Annotated in this window: 13 protein-coding genes and 1 pseudogene; 3 read left to right on the top strand and 11 right to left on the bottom strand. The window is 39.3% G+C overall.

Annotated features, from left to right (window positions below; all coding sequences use genetic code 11):
* Window positions 1-50 precede the first annotated feature (50 nt).
* The 11 genes and pseudogenes from nirB (H4J57_RS01220) to H4J57_RS01170 form a co-directional block, all read right to left on the bottom strand.
* A pseudogene (gene nirB / locus H4J57_RS01220) lies at window positions 51-1,505 on the bottom strand (nitrite reductase large subunit NirB); the annotation flags it as partial.
* A 116-nt stretch (window positions 1,506-1,621) separates the two neighbouring features.
* Window positions 1,622-2,806 carry an alginate export family protein gene (locus tag H4J57_RS01215; RefSeq protein WP_182241716.1) on the bottom strand — a complete coding sequence of 395 codons (1,185 nt, stop codon included), beginning with the start codon at window positions 2,804-2,806 and terminating at the stop codon, window positions 1,622-1,624.
* A gap of 60 nt (window positions 2,807-2,866) precedes the next feature.
* On the bottom strand, window positions 2,867-3,727 hold the full coding sequence (locus H4J57_RS01210; RefSeq protein ID WP_182213408.1) for an ABC transporter ATP-binding protein: 861 nt from the start codon (window positions 3,725-3,727) through the stop codon (window positions 2,867-2,869).
* Between the two features lie 24 nt (window positions 3,728-3,751).
* On the bottom strand, window positions 3,752-4,708 hold the full coding sequence (locus H4J57_RS01205) for an ABC transporter permease (protein WP_259366324.1): 957 nt from the start codon (window positions 4,706-4,708) through the stop codon (window positions 3,752-3,754).
* A 123-nt stretch (window positions 4,709-4,831) separates the two neighbouring features.
* Window positions 4,832-6,178: a CmpA/NrtA family ABC transporter substrate-binding protein gene (locus H4J57_RS01200; RefSeq protein WP_182213585.1), complete on the bottom strand. Its 1,347-nt coding sequence runs from the start codon at window positions 6,176-6,178 to the stop codon at window positions 4,832-4,834.
* A 401-nt stretch (window positions 6,179-6,579) separates the two neighbouring features.
* Complete coding sequence (locus H4J57_RS01195; RefSeq protein WP_182241715.1) at window positions 6,580-7,653, bottom strand: CmpA/NrtA family ABC transporter substrate-binding protein; 1,074 nt, start codon at window positions 7,651-7,653, stop codon at window positions 6,580-6,582.
* A gap of 41 nt (window positions 7,654-7,694) precedes the next feature.
* On the bottom strand, window positions 7,695-8,330 hold the full coding sequence (locus H4J57_RS01190; protein ID WP_259366313.1) for an ANTAR domain-containing response regulator: 636 nt from the start codon (window positions 8,328-8,330) through the stop codon (window positions 7,695-7,697).
* A gap of 352 nt (window positions 8,331-8,682) precedes the next feature.
* Entirely contained in the window at window positions 8,683-9,018 is a 336-nt protein-coding gene (nirD, locus tag H4J57_RS01185) for a nitrite reductase small subunit NirD (RefSeq protein ID WP_182202631.1), read from the bottom strand.
* Between the two features lie 26 nt (window positions 9,019-9,044).
* Window positions 9,045-11,588 (bottom strand): nitrite reductase large subunit NirB, encoded by a 2,544-nt coding sequence (nirB, locus tag H4J57_RS01180; protein ID WP_182241714.1) that lies wholly within the window; start codon window positions 11,586-11,588, stop codon window positions 9,045-9,047.
* Between the two features lie 216 nt (window positions 11,589-11,804).
* A complete protein-coding gene (locus H4J57_RS01175) occupies window positions 11,805-13,586 on the bottom strand; it encodes a bifunctional protein-serine/threonine kinase/phosphatase (RefSeq protein ID WP_182241713.1) in 1,782 nt (593 codons plus the stop codon).
* Window positions 13,587-13,592: 6 nt separating this feature from the next.
* Window positions 13,593-15,065 carry a NarK family nitrate/nitrite MFS transporter gene (locus tag H4J57_RS01170; protein WP_182241712.1) on the bottom strand — a complete coding sequence of 491 codons (1,473 nt, stop codon included), beginning with the start codon at window positions 15,063-15,065 and terminating at the stop codon, window positions 13,593-13,595.
* 700 nt (window positions 15,066-15,765) lie between these two features.
* Between H4J57_RS01170 and H4J57_RS01165 the strand changes: the two genes are divergently transcribed.
* The 3 genes from H4J57_RS01165 (at window position 15,766) to H4J57_RS01155 (ending at window position 20,193) form a co-directional block, all read left to right on the top strand.
* Window positions 15,766-18,234 carry a S8 family serine peptidase gene (locus tag H4J57_RS01165; RefSeq protein WP_182241711.1) on the top strand — a complete coding sequence of 823 codons (2,469 nt, stop codon included), beginning with the start codon at window positions 15,766-15,768 and terminating at the stop codon, window positions 18,232-18,234.
* Window positions 18,235-18,418: 184 nt separating this feature from the next.
* Complete coding sequence (locus tag H4J57_RS01160; RefSeq protein WP_182241710.1) at window positions 18,419-19,255, top strand: DUF6689 family protein; 837 nt, start codon at window positions 18,419-18,421, stop codon at window positions 19,253-19,255.
* Between the two features lie 35 nt (window positions 19,256-19,290).
* On the top strand, window positions 19,291-20,193 hold the full coding sequence (locus H4J57_RS01155; RefSeq protein ID WP_182241709.1) for an FHA domain-containing protein: 903 nt from the start codon (window positions 19,291-19,293) through the stop codon (window positions 20,191-20,193).
* The last annotated feature ends 13 nt before the right edge of the window (window positions 20,194-20,206 follow it).

Here is a 20,206-nt window from a genome sequence, read left to right as displayed (position 1 = left end):
GGATGTTTTGTTTATTTATTTATGTTCGAATTTTATTCGATGACATTTAGACAAATATCTTGTTTAACTTTCACAGCACGGCTTGCAAATTCTGCCTCAGCCAGATTTTTCAATAAAGCGCTACAACCGCCACATCCGCTACTGGCTTTAGTACAAATTTTAATATCATCTAGGGTATAAGCTCCTTGATCGATTGAGCTGATAATATTGCTTTTTGTGACCTGGTGACATGAACAAATAATTGCGCTATCAGGTAGTGCACCAACGTCTAATGTTGGCTTTTCACCTGATGAAGGCAATATCAGCGTTTCGGGTGATTCAGGTAAATCTATGGCATTAAGCATATATTGCAATAACGTGTCGTATTCACGGGTATCACCAATTAATACTGCGCCAAGCATTTTGCTTTTGTCACTAGAGATAACAATTTTCTTGTAAACGCCAGCCGGTTGATTTTGATAGGTATAGGTTATTGCCCCGGTTGTTTTTGCGTGAGCGTCACCTATTGAGCCTACTTCAACACCCATGAGTTTCAATTTGGTACTCATATCGGCACCGGTAAACAAGGTTTGTTCACCCATAATATGTTTTGCCGCCACTTTAGCCATCTGGTAACCCGGCGCCACTAAACCAAAAATGAAGTTGTTCCAAAGCGCACATTCGCCAATCGCATAGATATTTTTATCTGAGGTTTGGCAGTGGTCATTAATCACAATACCGCCTCGTTCACCCATTTCAAGCGCGAATGATTTAGCTAGATTGTCATAAGGGCGAATACCTGCGGAAAATAAAATAAGGTCAGTTTCTAGCTCGGTATTATCACTAAAACACAGTTTATAACGACAGATTTCGCCGTCTTCAATTACGCTGGTAGCTTTTGATGTATGCACCTCAACACCTAAAGCTTCAATTTTTTCTTTTAATAATCGACCGCCACCAGCATCAATTTGTACCCCCATTAATTGTGATGCAAATTCAACGACATGGGTTTTTAAGCCTAAGTGGCTTAGCGCATTTGCAGCTTCAAGGCCGAGTAAACCACCGCCGATAACTACCCCTACTTTACTGACCTTTGCGCTGGCCTGAATCTTATCTAAGTCATCTATGGTGCGATAAACCAAACAATGCTCGCGGTCTTTTCCTGGAATAGGCGGTACAAAAGGATAAGAGCCAGTGGCTAAGATGAGTTTGTCATAAGCGATAACTTGGCCGTTTTGCGTCACAACATGCTTATTACTGCGATCGATATCAACAACTTTGGCATTAGTTTTAAAATTTACCGTCCAATCTTGGTAAGTTTTTTCGTCAGCCATGGCCAGATCTGCCGCTGTTTTACCGCTAAAGTATGTTGAAAGGTGAACACGGTCATAAGCAAGGCGAGGCTCTGCTGACAAAACGGTTATCTCAATGGCTTGAGCAGCTGAGTTCATTTGAGCCAATTGCTCAACAAAATGGTGACCCACCATGCCGTTACCGACCACGACAACTTTTTGTTTCTCTATGATTTGTTGGTTACTTGAGCTAATTTTATTTACCTGCTGCAATATTGATATGGGTTTACAATTTGTGATAACGCTTAACAAACCTGTAGAGCGTTATCATTATAAGTGTGTTTGGATAGCTAAAAACTTGCACTTACCCAAAGCCAAATTTTATCTGTATCAACTTTACCTGCAGTAGAATCGCCTGCTGAGTAAGCCGCATACTTTAAGCCTGCCTTATAATTCTTAGCGAATTTTTTCGCGTAAACGGCATTAATTTCGCTACCTAAATCATCAACCGTATCGGTTGATTCATCAGCAGAATAATCATGAATTGTCACTGTCCAACCGCCGCCGAATGCTTTACCTGACACCGAGGCATAAAGATCAACCAAGCCTTCTTTTGGTGTGCCTAAAAACTGATCTGCCCAACCATTAAATTTATGCAGTGTCGCCAGTGGTGTTGAAAACCCAACCATTGAATCATCACTGCCCAGAACTTCTGCACCTAATTTAAGGGTTAGCGCATCAAAGCTATAGCCACCTTCTATGGCCATATAGCTTGCAGAGTAGTCAGTTGCGCCGCTTTCTGAATCTTGAGTAGCAAATTCGGCTGAATATGAAAACTTGTCTTTTTTACCGTTAAAACTCACCCCGAAAGTATCTAAGCTATTAGCGGTTCCTTCATCAACTTCTAAGAGATAGCTGTAAACGGTTAGTTTGCCATAACTCGTTTTGTAGGCGAGGTTAAGTAAATGGTCTTTTGCATTAAAATCTTTTTCATTGGAAAAAATACGATTACGTTTATTAATGTAGCTATAGCTCATTTTTACATTGTCTAATGCGTCATAAGTTATGGTCGCGGCATCAAATGTTTGTCTATCTTGACGCCATCCTACATGCCCAACATAACGATGATTATCTAAGGTCAGTACTTGGCGACCGACTTTAGCGGTGATCCCATCTTTTTTGTATTGCACATAAGCTTGGTCTAATTCAGTCGTTTCTGGATCGGCAATAACAGAATATTCAGTATTATTGCCCACGGCATCGTTATACCTGTTAATACCCGCTACTTGGCGTGAGTCTTCAAATTCAACAACTGCGGTAAAATTATTGTAGCTAGCACTGGTGTAATTTAGACGAGTTCTTAGCGTTAACGCTGAGGCATCTTTTTTGGTATTGTCTTGATCAACTTTTTCATATCGCAAGTTTAAATCTATACTGGCTTTAGCTTTAGTCTCGCTATTTGCGGTTGCTGAAGCACTGGCACTTGCTAACAAAACCACTGCCGTAATTTTTGAGAATGTATGAACGTTTTTCATGGTTTATCCCTTAAAGTTTTTTTAAATTATTTTTATAATTTTTCAATTTAGCGAAATGTATTAAGCAACACTGGACGTCTTTTGTTTTACTTGAGCTTTTTCAGTTGATTTAGCCGATTTAGCTGTGGGAATAACTTCAACCTTTCTTTGTTTTTCATACAAAAAAGTTAAAACAGCTGAGCGTAAACGGTTATATTCAACATCTTCTGCTAGCGCTAAACGGTTTCTTGGATGAGGTAAGTTGACGTCTAATATTTCGCCTATTGTCGCGGCTGGCCCGTTGGTCATCATGACAATGCGATCTGATAATAAAACAGCTTCATCTACGTCATGGGTGATCATGATGACGGTGTTGTTAAGCTTTTGCTGAATTTCCATTAATGAGTCTTGCATATGAGCTCGCGTTAAAGCGTCGAGCGCACCAAAAGGTTCATCCATCAAAAGTACTTCTGGTTTCATTGCTAAAGCTCTGGCAATACCAATACGTTGTTTCATACCGCCTGAAATTTCATCAGGACGCTTGTCTTTTGCATGATCCATATGAACTAAACGTAAGTTATGTTCGATCCATTCTTTCATTTCGCTTGAAGACATTTTATTTTTGAAGACTTGTTTTACCGCTAACTCAATATTTTGATAGGCGGTTAACCAAGGCAATAATGAATGGTTTTGAAAAACAACAGCACGTTCAGGGCCGGGTTCTGTTACTTCTTTGTTATTTAATAATACGCCACCTAATGTTGCTCTGTGCAAACAGGCAACAATATTCAATACGGTTGATTTACCACAACCTGAATGACCTATAAGTGAAATGAATTCACCTTTTTTTATTTGTAAATCAACACCCTTTAACGCGGTAAAATCGCCTTTAGGGGTTGGAAATACCATATCTACTTTGCTGATGTCTAAAATAATGCTCATGTGATTTCCTTAATCCTATATTGGCTAAAGTTGTGCGCTTGATTTGTCCCAAGACAATATTCTTTGCAGTTGCAGCATGGTTCTATCAAGCATGTAGCCAATAAGGCCTATGGTTAATACTGCGGTCATAATGCGACTAAGAGATTGCGAACTGCCGTTTTGGAATTCATCCCAAACGAACTTTCCTAACCCTGGATTTTGTGCCAGCATTTCAGCCGCAATAAGTACCATCCAAGCAATACCTAATGACATTCTCATGCCAGTAAAAATGGCAGGAATGGAAGCAGGTAAAACAATTTTTTGAATATGTACGTGTTTAGGCAGGCTTAATACTTTACTGACATTCACCCAGTCTTGATTTATTGAAGCCACACCAAAAGAAGTGTTGATGACCATAGGCCAAAGACTACATAAAGTTACTGTGATTAAAGAGGTGATAAAAGATTTAGCAAACATAGGATCAGGAGATACATAAAGTGCACTGACTACCATGGTTACTATCGGTAGCCAAGCCAAAGGAGATACGGGTTTAAAAATTTGTATAATAGGGTTTATTGCCGTATTTAAATTTTTACTTAAACCAATGGCAATACCTAAGGGAATAGCAACAACAGCAGCCACTAAAAAGCCACTAACTACCGTCACTAAACTGGTGAATATTTGGTCTAAAAATGTTTCTTTACCAGTATAAACTCGTATTTTAGCTTGATAGCTTGGATCTTTTGCCATTCGCACTTTATTTCGTTCGTCCTGGCGAATATAAAAAGCATCTTCTTTGGCGCGTTCAGCATTATGTTCATCAATTAAATTAACTACTTGAGTAGCCACTGCACTGGGGCCAGGGAATTTTCCGAGCGAAGTATCAATGCTACTTGCCGTAAACGACCATAGCAGCATAAAACAGAAGATACCGGCCATAGGTAATATCAACGCTTGTGCCTTTTCTGAAATAAAGGACCCGATTATTTTGTTATTACTCATTGGCACAATACCTAATGTTTTTTTATTAATTACAGCAGTCATTTTTGCTCTCCTTTATGCGCTGCCAGTTAATGGACAGCGCATAACTACTCAGTAAAGTACTGGCTAAAATACGACAAGGTTCTAAAGTTTGTCACCGGCTTTTAGGCCAATTTTAAACTTGTTTATATAGGCGTTTGGTTGAGTACCGTCATAAACAATGTTGTCAATAAAGTGTTTTTGAGGAGCACGGAAACCGTCTTCACCGACTAAGTCTGAAAAGTCGCTTTTAGACAATAACTTGTCATCAACTAATGATTGCGCTGCAGCCATGTAAATATCAGGACGATAAACTTGTGCGGCAATATCTTTGTACCAACTATCAGGTTTGTCATCGCTAATTTGTCCCCAACGACGCATTTGTGTTAAATACCAAATAGCATCAGAGTAGTAAGGATAAGTGGCGTTGTAGCGAAAGAATACGTTGAAGTCAGGTACTGAACGCACATCGCCTTTTTCGTACTCGAAAGTCCCTGTCATGCTGTTTGCGATAACGTCGTAATCAGCACCAACATAGTTCGATTGAGATAAAATTTTCACTGCTTCTGGACGGTTAGCATTATTGTTTTCGTCTAACCATTTAGCGGCACGAATCAATGCGCGTGTTAAACGAATGGTGGTATTTGGGTATTTTTCAGCAAAGGCTTTAGTAATACCAAATACTTTTTCCGGGTTGTTCTTCCAAATTTCATAATCGGTAACGACCGGCACACCAATGCCTTTAAATACGGCTTGTTGGTTCCAAGGTTCACCTACACAATAACCATAAATAGTGCCGGCTTCCATTGTGGCTGGCATTTGTGGAGGAGGCGTTACTGACAACAGCACTTGTGCGTCAATCTTTCCTGATGTATCACCTTTATGAGGAGCGTAAAATCCAGGATGAATATCACCAGCCGCTAACCAATAGCGTAACTCGTAGTTATGTGTCGATACTGGAAACACCATACCCATGTTGAAAGGTTTGCCTTCATCAAGATACTTTTCTACAACAGGCTTTAAGGCATCAGCTTTAATAGGATGAACAGGTCTTCCATCGGCTTGCTTAGGAATATTGACCTTCATTTGCTTCCAAATTTCATTAGAAACAGTAATCGCATTGCCATTTAAGTCCATTGAAAAAGGCGTGATGATTTCAGCTTTAGTCCCGTAACCAATCGTTGCTGCAATGGGTTGGCCAGCAAGCATGTGAGCACCGTCTAATCGACCATCTATAACGCCATCAAGTAATACTTTCCAGTTAGCTTGAGATTCAATCGTGACGTATAAGCCTTCATCTTCAAAAAATCCTTTCTCATAAGCAATAGCGATAGGGGCCATATCGGTTAATTTAATAAAACCAAATTTAAGTTCTTCTTTTTCTGGGTAGCCTAGCTCTGCTGCTTGCAAAGACGAAGTCAGTAGGGAGCCAGAAATACATAGTCCTGCAATAACAGTACGGCATAATTTTTTACATTCATTTTTTAAAGTCGTTTTCAAAATACCTTTCTCCAAATAAAAAAAGCCCACAGTACTTCGGATACAATCCGAGTACTGTGGGCTTCAATGCCAAACTAATAATGACTACGTCGTTGCAGTGCGATTAGTTTTAACGAAATAAGTTTTGAGTCAATTTTCACTTTATCGTTAAAACAACCGCTGTTGATTGAATTAACATGAAAACGCTATTAACTATAAAGCACAATTAGTGCCACCTATTAATTGTTTTTAAAATCAGTAACTTACTTTGTTTTATTTTTTTTGATTAAATACTTTGCTCCAACAGTGAGAAGTATTTGCACTATTTTGGTGTCTATAGGCCTGTAGGCAGATACTTCATTTTAATAAAGGCTCTACTTATTCTTATATATTACAGCTTGATAAATATCTTCCCTGTAGATCGAAGCAATGTCTAGATCCGTTATTTGTTGTCTGTTTATGTGTCCACACGCTTGCATTAATTTGGCAATGTTTTCACCGTAATGATGTGCTGGCCTATTGAATGTGGGATCACCTAATGTCGAAAATTGTTGATAGCTTTCTACTTTACGAGGTGATGTATTGTTAAGGGTTAGGCAACTCCCCATTAATGAAGGCGCAATTACGTCGATATGTGTGTCTAAATACTTTGCACGACTCAAGAACCTCGCTGCTTCAAAGCGATTGGGAATATTTTCAAGCCATTGGCATGCTTCATATAAAGCAGATACTAAAGCAAATGTTGTTTCTGGGTGCTTAACTTGCCAATCAGACATTAATCCAAGCACCTTCTCAGGTGAATCTTCCCATAAGTCAGAAGAGGTAACACCTGTGATGCCAACACCTTCTCTAACCGCTTTAGCATTCCAAGGACTACCGACACAAAAGCCATCAAGATCCCCTGAATGCATAGATGGCACCATGTTTGAAGGAGGTACAATTAATAAATTAATGTCTGATGGATCGATATCACTATTCTTTAGCCATTCAACAAGTTGATAATGATGACAGCTATAAGGAAAAACGACAGCGAAGGTTAATTTATTACCTTCTTTTTTTCGTTGCTCTATTTCATGTCTCAATATATTGGCCGAAAATGGCATACTGATCTCATTGGTATTGTGTTGTAATAATATTTTTTGGTAGAGTTTAGTCGATAACGTGATGCCATTACCGTTACGACTCAATATCATTGGGGCAATCACGGTTGACTTTTGTCCGTGTAAACCTAAGTTACAGGCAATGGGCATAGGGGCTAACATTTGGGCGGCGTCAATAACTCCGCTATGCAATTTATCTGTTAATGTGGCCCAAGAATTTTGTTTTGTTAGGTTTACGTTAAGCCCCCATTTTTCGAAAAATCCCATTTCATGAGCAATGACTAAGGGGGCACTATCTGTTAATGGCATAAAGCCAAGGGTTATATTTTTTTTTTCAATATTAAACATAATTGATATTCTCTACAATTCTTTAAAACGTCTTTAAATATCTAAAAAATGCTAGCAACAGAAAGGATGTTTTTGGCAACATCATCCATTTTCTGGCTGTTATCCATCGCTATTTTTCGAATGAAGTGATACGCATCTATTTCAGACAGTTGTTTTGTTTCCATTAACCAACGTTTAGCTTTATCGATACTTTTCTGGCTAGACAATTTTTGTTTAGTGTCAGCAAGTTCTTGTTTTAGTCCTTGAAAAAGCTCAAATCTCGCAATAGCCACATCAATAATTGACTTCACTCTTGTTTGATTAACTTCCCCTACAACATAAGCACTAACCCCTGATTTGACCATCTGATTAATGGTAGTATTGGCACATTGTTGTTCTGAAAAAACTACGATAGGTTTTGGGGCGAATTGAGAAATTTTATTGAGGTTTTCAAGCATATCTCTGTTTGGAGATTCTATATCAATAATGATAACGTCTGGGTTTAGCTGTTTAACATCTCTTAATAAAGGTACGCCAGAATGAGCAACATGATAGATATCATATTGCTCATTTATCAGTACGCTCATTAATACCTTTGCTTTTGCATGGTTTATTTCAGCAAGCAATACTTTTAATCCTGATGGAACATCCTGATATATCGTATTTTTATTAGGCAAAGACAAGGTTTTATTTTTCAATTTATTCAAATTAAAATTAAGAATTAAGTATATTTAAAATATTAAAGCACAATTCACACCAGAAGTTTAATTACATTTATATCAATTGGTTAGGGTTGCCCTTTGATTTTTTATACTCGTTTTTATTAGTTTGTGATGCAAAGATGCACCAAAATAATCTCTTCCGAGATTGAACTGTTTAAACACCTTAGCATGTAGAATTGGGATAATTAATCTTCGCGTATGCAGACTTTTTTTTAGCAGATGCTAAGTGAGTCATATTAGGCTTAAATTTAATGATGAATGGTACAAAATAAAAATCCCAGCACCGTTAACTTCGCTAGGATTTTTATGAAAATAAAGGATGAAATCCTTAACCAAATATTTCTAATTTTCCATCAGTAACACGTGTTTCATAGGTTTTAATCGCTAAAGTATCATCATCTAAACAGGCTCCTGAATTTAAAACAAAGCGTTGTTTTAATAAGGGTGAAGCAACGTAAATATTACCTTTAGTTTCACCAATTAAACCACGGTATAAAACGTTTGCTTTACCAAAGGGATCAAAGTTAGAAATAGCATAAACGGTGTCCTTACCTACTTGGAATAAAGCCACTTGTTCTTTGTTTGCTAATAATGCACAAACACCTGAGTTTTTAATTAAATCACTGGTTGAGCAAATGGTTTGCCAGCTATTTTCTGTTGTCATTTTATTTTCCTTATTCGTAAATGTATTTATGCAGGTGTTAAATCAACGGCTTGAATTTGAACGCCATATTTTTTCTCATCACCTTGAGCGGGTCTAATTTGATCACGCTCAGTAACGAATTCGATGTTGCCATCGACAGTGTCAGAGTTAACAAACTGACGAAAACGCTTTAATTGCTCTTCACTTTCGATGGTTGTTTTCCACTCACATTGATAGGTATCAACGACATTTTGCATTTGCTTTTCTAATTCAGCATTAATCCCTAAGTGATCGTCCTTAACTATTTTCTCCATGTAGGCTAAGCCGCCTTCTAGGTTTTCTAACCAGACAGAAGTACGGGTTAAGCGATCTGCGGTACGCACATAAAACATTAAGTAACGATCGATATATTTCACTAAGGTTTCATCATCTAAATCAGTCGCGAATAAGTCGCCATGGCGAGGCTTCATGCCGCCATTGCCACTGACGTATAAGTTCCAGCCGTTTTCAGTAGCAATAATACCAATGTCTTTACTTTGTGCTTCAGCACACTCGCGTGTACAGCCCGAAACCGCAAACTTAATTTTATGAGGAGAACGCAAGCCCTTGTAGCGATCTTCTAAGAAAATGGCCATTGCCATGCTGTCTTGTTGGCCGTAACGACACCAAGTGCTGCCAACACAAGATTTAACCGTACGTAACGATTTGCCATAGGCATGACCAGTTTCCATACCTGCATCAATTAAGCGTTTCCATATCGCCGGTAATTGGTCAACACGTGCGCCGAATAAGTCGATACGTTGGCCGCCTGTTACTTTGGTATATAGGTTATATTCTTTAGCGACTTCACCAATAACAATTAACTTATCTGGGGTTACTTCACCGCCTGGCATACGGGGAACGACAGAATAAGTACCATCTTTTTGCATATTACCTAGAAAAACATCATTGGTGTCTTGTAGTGATACATGGTCGGGTTTTAATATGTAATCGTTCCAAACCGAAGCGAGAATAGACGCAGCTGCTGGCTTACAAATTTCACAGCCTAAACCTGAACCGTGTTTTTCTACTAACAGGTCAAAGGTTTTAATTTGTTCTGCTTGCACAATGTGAAATAACTCAACCCGGCTGTAAGCAAAATGTTCGCAAAGGTCAGTGCTAATTTCTACCCCACGTTTTTCTAATTCGTGATCTGTTACTTTTTTCAATAAGGCGGCACAACCACCACAGCCTGTTCCTGCTTTCGTTGAAGACTTTACTTCACCGACATCAACGGCGCCACAATCAATAGCAGCAATAATATCGCCTTTGGTGACATTCAAACATGAGCAGATAGTTGCGGTATTAGGTAAGGCATCTACGCCTAAGGTGGGTTTTTCGCCTGAGCTGGGTAAAATTAAACCGTCAGGATTTTCTGGTAATTCAATACCATTTAATGCGTATTGCAATAATGTATCGTATTCACTGGTATCACCCACTAAAACCGCACCTATTAATTCTTTACCATTGGCACTGACCACTATTTTTTTATAAATTTGGTCAGGTTGATTTGAATAGACGTAGCTTTTACAACCTTGAGTACGGCCATGAGCATCGCCGATCGATCCCACATCCATACCCATTAATTTTAATTTAGTGCTCATATCTGCACCAGTGAACTGCTGTTCACCGCCAATAATGTTATCGGCAGCCACTTTAGCCATAGTGTAGCCTGGCGCCACTAAACCAAAAATAAAGTTATTCCACAAAGCACACTCACCAATAGCGTAAATATTTTCGTTAGAGGTTTTACAGTTGTTATCAACCACAATGCCGCCCCGCTCGCCAACCGCTAAATCAAATTCACGTGCTAAATTATCATAGGGGCGAATACCGGCTGAGAATAAGATGACGTCAGTTTCTAAATGTGTTCCATCGGCAAAATTCATTCGGTGAACACATTCTTCACCATCGACAATTTCATTGGTGGCTTTTTGTGTATGTACCTGAACACCAATATCTTCGATCATTGAACGCAATAAAGCGCCGCCGTCTTTGTCTAATTGCACGCCCATTAATTGTGGGGCAAACTCTACAACGTGTGTCTGCAGGCCTAGTTCTTTAAGGGCGTTAGCGGCTTCTAAACCTAATAACCCCCCACCAACCACCACACCAACTTTACCCGCTCTAGCTGACGCTTGAATGTCTTCTAAATCTTGAATAGTACGATAAACCAAACAATGGTCACGTTCTTTACCTGGAATAGGGGGAACAAAGGGGTATGATCCTGTCGCCATAACTAATTTATCGTAAGCGAAAATGTCACCCGACTCAGTCGTAACAGTTTTTGCAGCTTTATCAATATTAGTGACTTTTGCGTTAGTAAAAAAATTAACGCCTATTTCGTTGTAATATGCTGGCGTAGTCATGGCTAAATCATCAGCAGTTTTTCCAGAAAAGTACTCTGATAAATGAACGCGGTCATAAGCTAAACGGTCTTCAGCTGATAGAACGGTAATTTCATAGCCGGCATGTTTCGCCATTTCATCAACAAAGTGATGGCCAACCATGCCATTACCAACGACGACGATCTTCTGAGGTTGTGTACTCATTTTTGGAACCCTACTTCTTTAAATTACTGCTGTATTAGCAGAATTAGATAATGATTTGTTATTAGCAATAAACGAACCAAGTGGTTTTTTTAATAAATTCAATTAGATAGTGATTTAGGTGTGAGTTGTAACAGCGATTTTGCACTGCAGTGAAGGCATCAACGCACCAGAGGTGTGCACCATAATCATCAGCGGTAAGTGCAAAGGGGGAACGGGTTAATTAACTAAAGATACCATCAAGGCAATAAACAATAAGGTTGATACTAATTGCCAAAAAAAGATAGGATCACGCTTTAACAAGGGTTGGTTTTTGTATTCTTCAACGGCAGATGAACTCGGTTTATTTAAATCACTAAAAAATTCTGAAAAGGCTCTATAGCGCTGTTTTGGGTCTGCAGCCGTTGCTTTTTGAAGGCTTAAATCTAACCACAAGGGTAACTCTGGTCGAAACTGTTTAATGCTGCGATATTGCATATCGTTATAATTTTTAATAGTGACTTCAGCACGTTGCATTGGTTTGTAAGGAAGTTCACCCGATAACATTTCATAACAAATAACCCCCAATGAGAATAGGTCACTTTGATAATCAGCTTGCATATGCAATAAGGTTTCAGGCGCAATATAATTTAGAGAGCCGTGTGGTACTTGTTCTTTTATTGTTTCTTGGTTTTCATCAAGTGAAGCGACAAATACGGTGCCGTAATCAATCAATTTAATTTGACCATATTCATCGATCATAATATTGTCGGGCTTTAAGTCGCGGTGAACTAAATCTAAACGTTGAAATGATCGTAATGCGCCGATCACTTGTTTCATTATATCGCGGACCTGCGCAATGCTAGGTTTAGGGTTGTCATGTAACCATTCACCCAGGGTTTGCCCTTTAATGTATTCACATACATGGTATAAAAACTGGCTGTCTTTTTTAGCGGATAATACACGCATGACATTAACGTGTTTAATGCGTTCTCCCACCCAAGCTTCCCGCATAAAACCTTGTAAATAAAAGGCGTCATCTGAAAAGTTAGCAGAGGGTGCTTTTAACACATAAGGTTTTTCTGTTTTAACATCAACGACTAAATACAAGTGTGAACGAATACTGGCGTGTATTATTTTTTTAACAAGGTAATCATCAAGCTTCTGCCCAACTTTTAATGCTGGAGGGATCGCTTTTGAACTTAGGTCGCGTTCAATTTCTGCCAATTTTCGATTCGGTATCGCGTCAATATAAACCAGTAAGCAGGTCACATTGTCATGACTACCGCGCTCAAGTGCGGTGGCAACAATTTTTTCAGAAAGTACTTCTAAGTCAGACTTATTTGGTGATAACGGCAATGAATCAAAGAGTGTTTTAAAAGCAGCTTTACTAACAAAGTCATGAATACCATCACAACTTAGCATGAATAAATCTCCTGCCTGTAAATCGACTTGATAAACATCAACTTCTAAATGGCTATCAGCACCTAATGCGCGTGTTAATAAATCCTGTTGCCCTATTTGTTTACGATTATGATCACGGGTTATAATTTCTAATTGTTGCTGGCGATATTTTGTTATACGGGTATCGCCAACATGAAAAATATAACCGGTGTTTGATTTAGCAATAAGCGCTGAAAAAGTCGTTAGCCATTGAGGAGAGTCTTGATTAACTAAAGCATCAACAAATCCGCTTTGTGAATACAACCAGTTATTTAAACTGCTTAATACTTTAGCGGCAGATTTTTGTGTAGACCATGTTTCGGGCGTAGCAAGATACTCTTGAATAAATTGAGTGACCGCAAGTTGTGAAGCTTCAGCGGCTTTACTTGCGCTCGATACTCCATCTGCGATCGCCACAACCGCGCCTTTAGCGCGTAATTCAAGTTTTTTTGGCACAACAGCAGCAAAAGCGTCTTGGTTTTCTGCCTTTAAACCTTTATGAGAAAAACCACCAAAGCATAGTTGTAAATCTACAACCGTGCTTTGGAGCGTTTGCTTGTCTGTATTGATAACACTCATCTTAGCTTAGTGACCGACATTAATTAATTCAACTGTGCCATCTTCACGTACTTCCGTCATTGTGCCTTTTGGCTCTACCATAAAGAGTAATGTAATAAAGCCTACCACAGCGGTAGCGGCAATCACCATAAAGAAAGTCGAGTAATCAACCATAGTTAATACGGTTAAGTAAACCACCGCACCCACGTTACCGTAAGCGCCTGTCATACCTGCAATTTGTCCCGTTAAACGACGTTTAATTAAGGGGACTGCTGCAAATACAGCTCCTTCACCCGCTTGCACGAAAAAAGAACAAGCCATAGCTGTTACTACTGCTAGGGCTAATGGCCATTCTCCGGTAATTTCTGACATGGCAAAATAACCCGCAGCTAAACCTGCTGTTAAAATTAACAAGGTTTTCTTTCGGCCAAACTTGTCTGATAACCAACCACCACCGGGACGAGACATTAAATTCATAAATGCATAAGTAGAGGCTAACATCGCTGCGTACACCATGCTTAATTCGAATGTTTCAGCGAAGAATAACGGCAACATCGAAACAACGGCCAACTCAGAACCGAAAGTTGCAAAATAAAGCACATTTAACACCGCCACTTGCTTGAATTCGTAACGATGAATTTCTTCGACCGGTTTTGAAAATAAGTGACCGTTTACTTTAATGGTTTGTTTTAATTCAACGGCAAACAAAACCACCAAGCTAATATAGGCAATGACGGCACTTTGTTCTGTTAATAAACTGACACCGGCAGGAGATAATTTCCAGGTGAGTAAAGCTAAAGCGCCATACATAGGAATTTTCATAATGAGTAATAAGAAGAAGTCGCCCGTTGAGGTAACTTCCATTGCACCTGTTTGTTTAGGCTTGAAATACGTTGAACCCTTAGGTGTATCCGTTACGTTTTGATACCAGATTACACTGAAAATTAAGCTTAATGCACCGGTAAAAGCAACGGCGTATCTCCAACCATCTTCACCACCAAAGGCTAACGCTAGTGTAGGTAGTGACATGGCAGCAGCGGCTGAACCAAAGTTACCCCAACCCCCATAAATGCCTTCAGCCGTCCCTAATTCGTTAGCGGGGAACCATTCAGAAACCATACGGATACCAATAACAAAACCCGCACCAATAAAACCTATTAAGAAGCGCGAAAGTGCCGCTTGTTCAAACGTATCTGCAAGCGAGAACATAAAACAAGGGATACTACACACACCAAGCAAAACCGCGAATGTTAAGCGCGGGCCGTATTTATCGGTAAGCATACCAATGACAACACGCGCTGGAATGGTTAACGCTACGTTTAATAACATTAATGTTTTTATTTCAGCTTTTGTTAGCCCTAATGAATCAGCAATAACTGACACCAAGGGAGCAAAGTTAAACCAAACAGCAAACGTAATGAAAAACGCTATCCAACTCATATGTAATGCTTTCATCTTACCTTTGAATGAAAATATATTGAGACCTTCTTGACCGCTCATGTACCACTCCTAAAATTGAGTCAATTAAATAAGCAGGTTTATTTAATACTCATCATTGATTGAGTTACGTAGAGCAAAGGTAGTGCCATCATTATTACTTTATCTATCACATTGTTTTAAAAGCTTTTATTGTTATTTCTCTTGCGCGGATGACTTTTAGCGCACAACACAATGACGATTACGCACACATAGAGTGCAAAAACAGAGTAAGTAATCAATGCATCATAAATGAGCGCTGATATTAGGCATATACCTTTAACAAGCAGTCAATAAAACAGTAATGGTATTACGCTCCTCATAAGTACAATTCTCTAAAAAACGATTGTTATTGCGAGAGATTACTTAGATGAGCGCTTTATGGTTGAGTCAATAGTGGTGTTGATTTGAGCTTAGGTCACCAGAAAAATGGTGACGGAACTGTCCGCTTGATTAAGTCTCAGGTGATGTTATTTAAGATATAGTGGCTTGCTGTCTAAAAGTACAAAAGCCAGTTATTAGCGTATGAATTAAGAGGGTGAAAAATTGGCTGTGCTAAAACAGAACGCCGCTTAAATCTCCTTAATGACTTATCTGGAAAATTCACAACTAGGGGTTTTCCCCTGTATAAAATAGGGGCTGTTCCCGATGGTCTTATTTGCCAAAATCTAGTCAAATAATAGCGTAAATAAAATACACTTTTAAAGACGGGTAGATATAAAGTATGAAGACAATAATAAAGAACATGGCATTAACCATGTCAATCGCAGGTATCAGTCTTAGTGCAACCGCAGCTGCAGTCATTGGCTCTCAATTAGAGCAACAATTACAAAATATGACAGTAACGGACAGTGCTATGGTTGTTGTTTCCTATGATCAACTTGATGCATTAACAACTACCCAGTTGCAAAGCTTATTAAACCTTGGTTTAACTCAAGGTGTACAGTTTAAATCACTACCTATCGTTGGTGTGATGGCAAACGCCAGTCAGATTAATCACTTAGCGGCAATGCCAGGTGTTCGTTCGATATTCGCTAACCGTTCATTAGAATATTATAATGCTGAAGCACGTCAGATAACAGGTGTAGAAAAACTGCAATCTAGCACATTCGATAGTAACAATGGCATGAAATACACGGGTAAGGGCGTTACCGTTATTGTTAATGATTCAGGCATCGATGCAACATTAGATGATTTACAATATGGCGTTAAAGTGATTGAAAATGTGCAAGGCGTTACCCATGCTCAAGCGCTTTCCTTAACCGGTTTTGACGGTATGTGGCTAGAAGGTCAACGTAACACTGACTTAAATGTTGGTCATGGAACACATTGTGCCGGTACTGTCGGCGGTTGGGGGACTCACTCTGGCGGCAAATACCAAGGTGCGGCGCCTGGCGCTGATATTATTGGTTATGGCTCTGGCGCGGGTCTTTCTATTTTAGATGCGCTGGGCGGCTATGATTATGCTATTACCCACGTTTGGGATTTTAACTCTCCCATTCGAGTGATGAGTAACTCTTGGGGCTCTAGTGGTAAATATGACTCTGCAGGTCCAATATCTTTAGCGTCTTATAAAGCTCACAGAATGGGCATTATGTCGGTATTTGCTGCCGGTAATAGTGGTTCAGGCGAGGACACGCATAATCCATATGCTCAAATTCCATGGGGTATCTCTGTTGGTGCAAGTACCAAGCAAGGCGATTTAATCGATTTTTCATCGCGTGGTAAACGTGGTGAAAACGGTAATTTTAGTATGCCAGACGGTTCAGCTTGGACTTATATCAATGAAGTGACTATTGTTGCCCCAGGCGTTGATATTATTTCGACTCGTGCTAAAACCAATATCGCTTCTAATGGCGGTGCCGATGATATTGGCGTGATTGAAAACGAATACTTACCATTTTACACAAGAATTTCAGGCACTTCGATGGCAGCGCCTCATGTTGCCGGAATTATTGCCTTGATGTGGGAAGCTAATCCCAATTTAACCAATTTACAAATAAAAACTATTCTTCAAGAAACCGCTACTAATATGCCCGGTTACCAATCTTGGGAAGTGGGCGCGGGTCATGTCAATGCATATGCAGCAGTTGCTGGAGCCCTAGGTTATAACGAACAAAACAGTGCAACGGTGAACAATCTCAATACCTTTAATGCCAATGCGATTATTATTGATGATGAAGCACCTGAGCCATTTAGCGTTTTATTTACCCCAGCAGGTGAACCTGAAGTCCATCTGTTTAACGTTCAAGATGATGCCGCATGGATAAGTGCTTCCTCTGAAACATTGGCCAATCTGGTTAAACTTAAATTGGAAGCTCCAGACGGTACCGTCTATTTTGGTAACTTAACAACGCCTGTGCTAAGTAGCACCATGCGAGTTTCTGCACCAGCACAAACCGGAGAATGGAAATTATCTGCCTTTGGCATCACTTCTTTATCAGGTGTACAAGCTGATCCAACAGGTACCACTAATGGTCCTGGTATTCCTGAATATATCGAAGGTGATATTTCGATTTTAACCTCAGGTGGCTACGAGGGGTTAAACGACATTACCGGACATCCTGCAGAAAAAGCAATTGAATTTGCGGTCAGTGAGCGTTTAGTTGATAGTAAAAACGATCAATATTATCGTCCTGATGCTAAGTTAAGACGTAAAGAGCTGGCGCAATATTTAGTCATGGGTATGTCAATTAGGCAGCACCGTGGCTTCTTAAATGATAATAAAACCGTCTTTACAGATGTTAACGCAAAACACGCCCCCTTTGTTGATGCCGTCACAGAAACTGGCTCAGCGCTTAAAGATCGAGTACAAAACCAAGCACCGGTGATGATCTCTAATGGTGATAGTTTTCAACCACACGCTAAGGTGAATAAACAAGAGTTAGCTTATTCACTGGTACAGGCACTCGGATTAGAAAGACAAGTTAAAGACTTTAGTGGTGATATAACTGTCGAATATAATGGTGAACGTATTGCTGTTATGGACTCAAGCGATATTAATGAAGCGCTAAAAGGTTATGTGCAGGCTGCAATAGATATGTCATTAATCGGGGTTCGTTTCGCTATTGAACAAGGACCTTATGACCTATCGCCAACCGTTGTTGCTTACTTTGAACCAGCCAGCGATGTTAAGCGTGGAGACTATGCCATTATCATTAGTCGGTTATATGATGGATACTTACGTAAATAACTGTTAACACTTAACATTTATATAATTAACATTGATAACAAAACCAACCTGACTAGGCTTGGTTTTGTTGTTAGTAAAAGCACCATAGAACTTGCTAATTGACGTAGATCAACGTAGGTTCTAGTTAGAATAGTGTAAAAAATAATTTGATGACATTGTCAGGTTACTACCCAGAGGACAAAATATGTTGCATATAAAAAAGCTACTTACTTTAGTACTAACATCAACAGCTATGTTGGTCAGTACAATCTCATTCGCTTCTGAATCGGTGTCAGTCAACGTACAAGGTAATAAGGTCGAGGCGGTTATTCATTTACCGGGCAACATTTCTGCCGATATGACTCTACAATTTGAAAATGCGGTTGGTTTAACGAAAGAGAGTTTAGGGCTAACGGCAGAAATTATTGACGTTACCTCATTAGATTTTATTGACCGTTTACCCGATGGCTTAAATATCTCTCCCTCTGCAGCATTTCCAATGATGATTACCATTGAGCCTTTGGCGAACAGTGGCTTTTCATTTTCAGGCTTAGCTTCGGTTGATTTACACACGCATAATTTAGAATATACCGCGGGTACACCGCTGCGATTCTTTAAAGCGCCACTTAATGGTGAGTTTAAAGATATCACCATGACTATGGGGGCAGGTAGCTATAGAACACGTGGTTCAACAGGGCGTTTCTCACAATTTATTATTGTTGCCGATTTACGGGCTCCGTTAGTTGTTGTCAACCAAAAGTTTAACGATTTACAAACCGCACTCAATGATTTTTCATCCAAAATAAATGCAGCGGTTTATTCGATGTTACTGCAAGATGTAAATGAAATTAATCAACTTATTTTGTCGAACAATTACCATATGGCGAGTAGTAAGCTCAATGACTTTAATCGCCGTATTAATGATAATAAAGGCATAAATATTCCTGATGTTTGGCGTTCAAGTCGAGATATTCATAATGTTGCTGGCGAGCTTATGGCTTATGCCAACACCTTACGATTCAGCTTGCGATTAATCAAATAGTATCGACAAAATAGTGTTCAATTAAGGGTGATCTTATGCCAGCTAAAATTACGATTTGTTATCCGGACCAACCAGCGATAGAAAGTTTTCTTTATGAAGATAATGGTTACCGTTTAGGACGTTCTCACGAATGTGAGTTGTTGCTTGATCACCCAACCGTTTCTCGTCAGCATGCTAAAGTTGCTCATTTAAACGAAATTTGGCAACTTGATGATGAGCGCAGTCGTAATGGCACTAAAGTTAATGGTATAGCAATTACCCATTCCACTTTAAATGATGACGCGATTATTTCTATTGGCGAACTCGATTGCCTTTTTGAAACTAAGTCGTCAAAACAAGTTGATGCAATAATTACCCACAATGCATGGCGGTTGTCGAGTAGTCAAACACCTACTTCAATACCGTTGACCGAGCATTTAAAACAAAATCTCTCTGAACAATTGCAAAATATTATTATGTTAACGGGCACTCAACGCGGTATCGTCTTACTTGGCGATACGTTAGCTTCACTTAATGTCAGTATTGCCCATGGTATGCAGCGAAATGATTTTAAACTATCAGAGTTTGAAGGCAGTGTTGGCGCGATAACACGTTGTTTTGAAAGTGGACAAAACGTGGTTGCTATGGATGTTTCATGCCATGAACTGTTAAGTGCTCGTAAAAGCATCGAACTGAAACAAATTGCTGCTTTAGCCTGCATTCCACTATTTTATGAGCATAAAGTGGTGGGAATTGTTTATACTGACAGCAAAATGTCTGATAAAGTGCTAACCGAGTTGGATATAGAAATCTTAAACAGTATGAGCCAACAACTCGAAGCAACCGTTCAGGCGATGTTGCTGCAACAATCTATTGATTCATTGCAACTAATTCTTAATGAGAACTCGATATGGACATCTAGCGAAAAAGACTGTAGTTTGCTTAATTTGTGCCACTAATACTATATCATTA

Origin of the sequence: Colwellia sp. BRX8-7 (genome assembly GCF_014077275.1) — a bacterium.
In the GTDB taxonomy this organism is placed as follows: domain Bacteria; phylum Pseudomonadota; class Gammaproteobacteria; order Enterobacterales; family Alteromonadaceae; genus Colwellia_A.
This window is presented reverse-complemented; position numbering and strand designations above follow the sequence as displayed.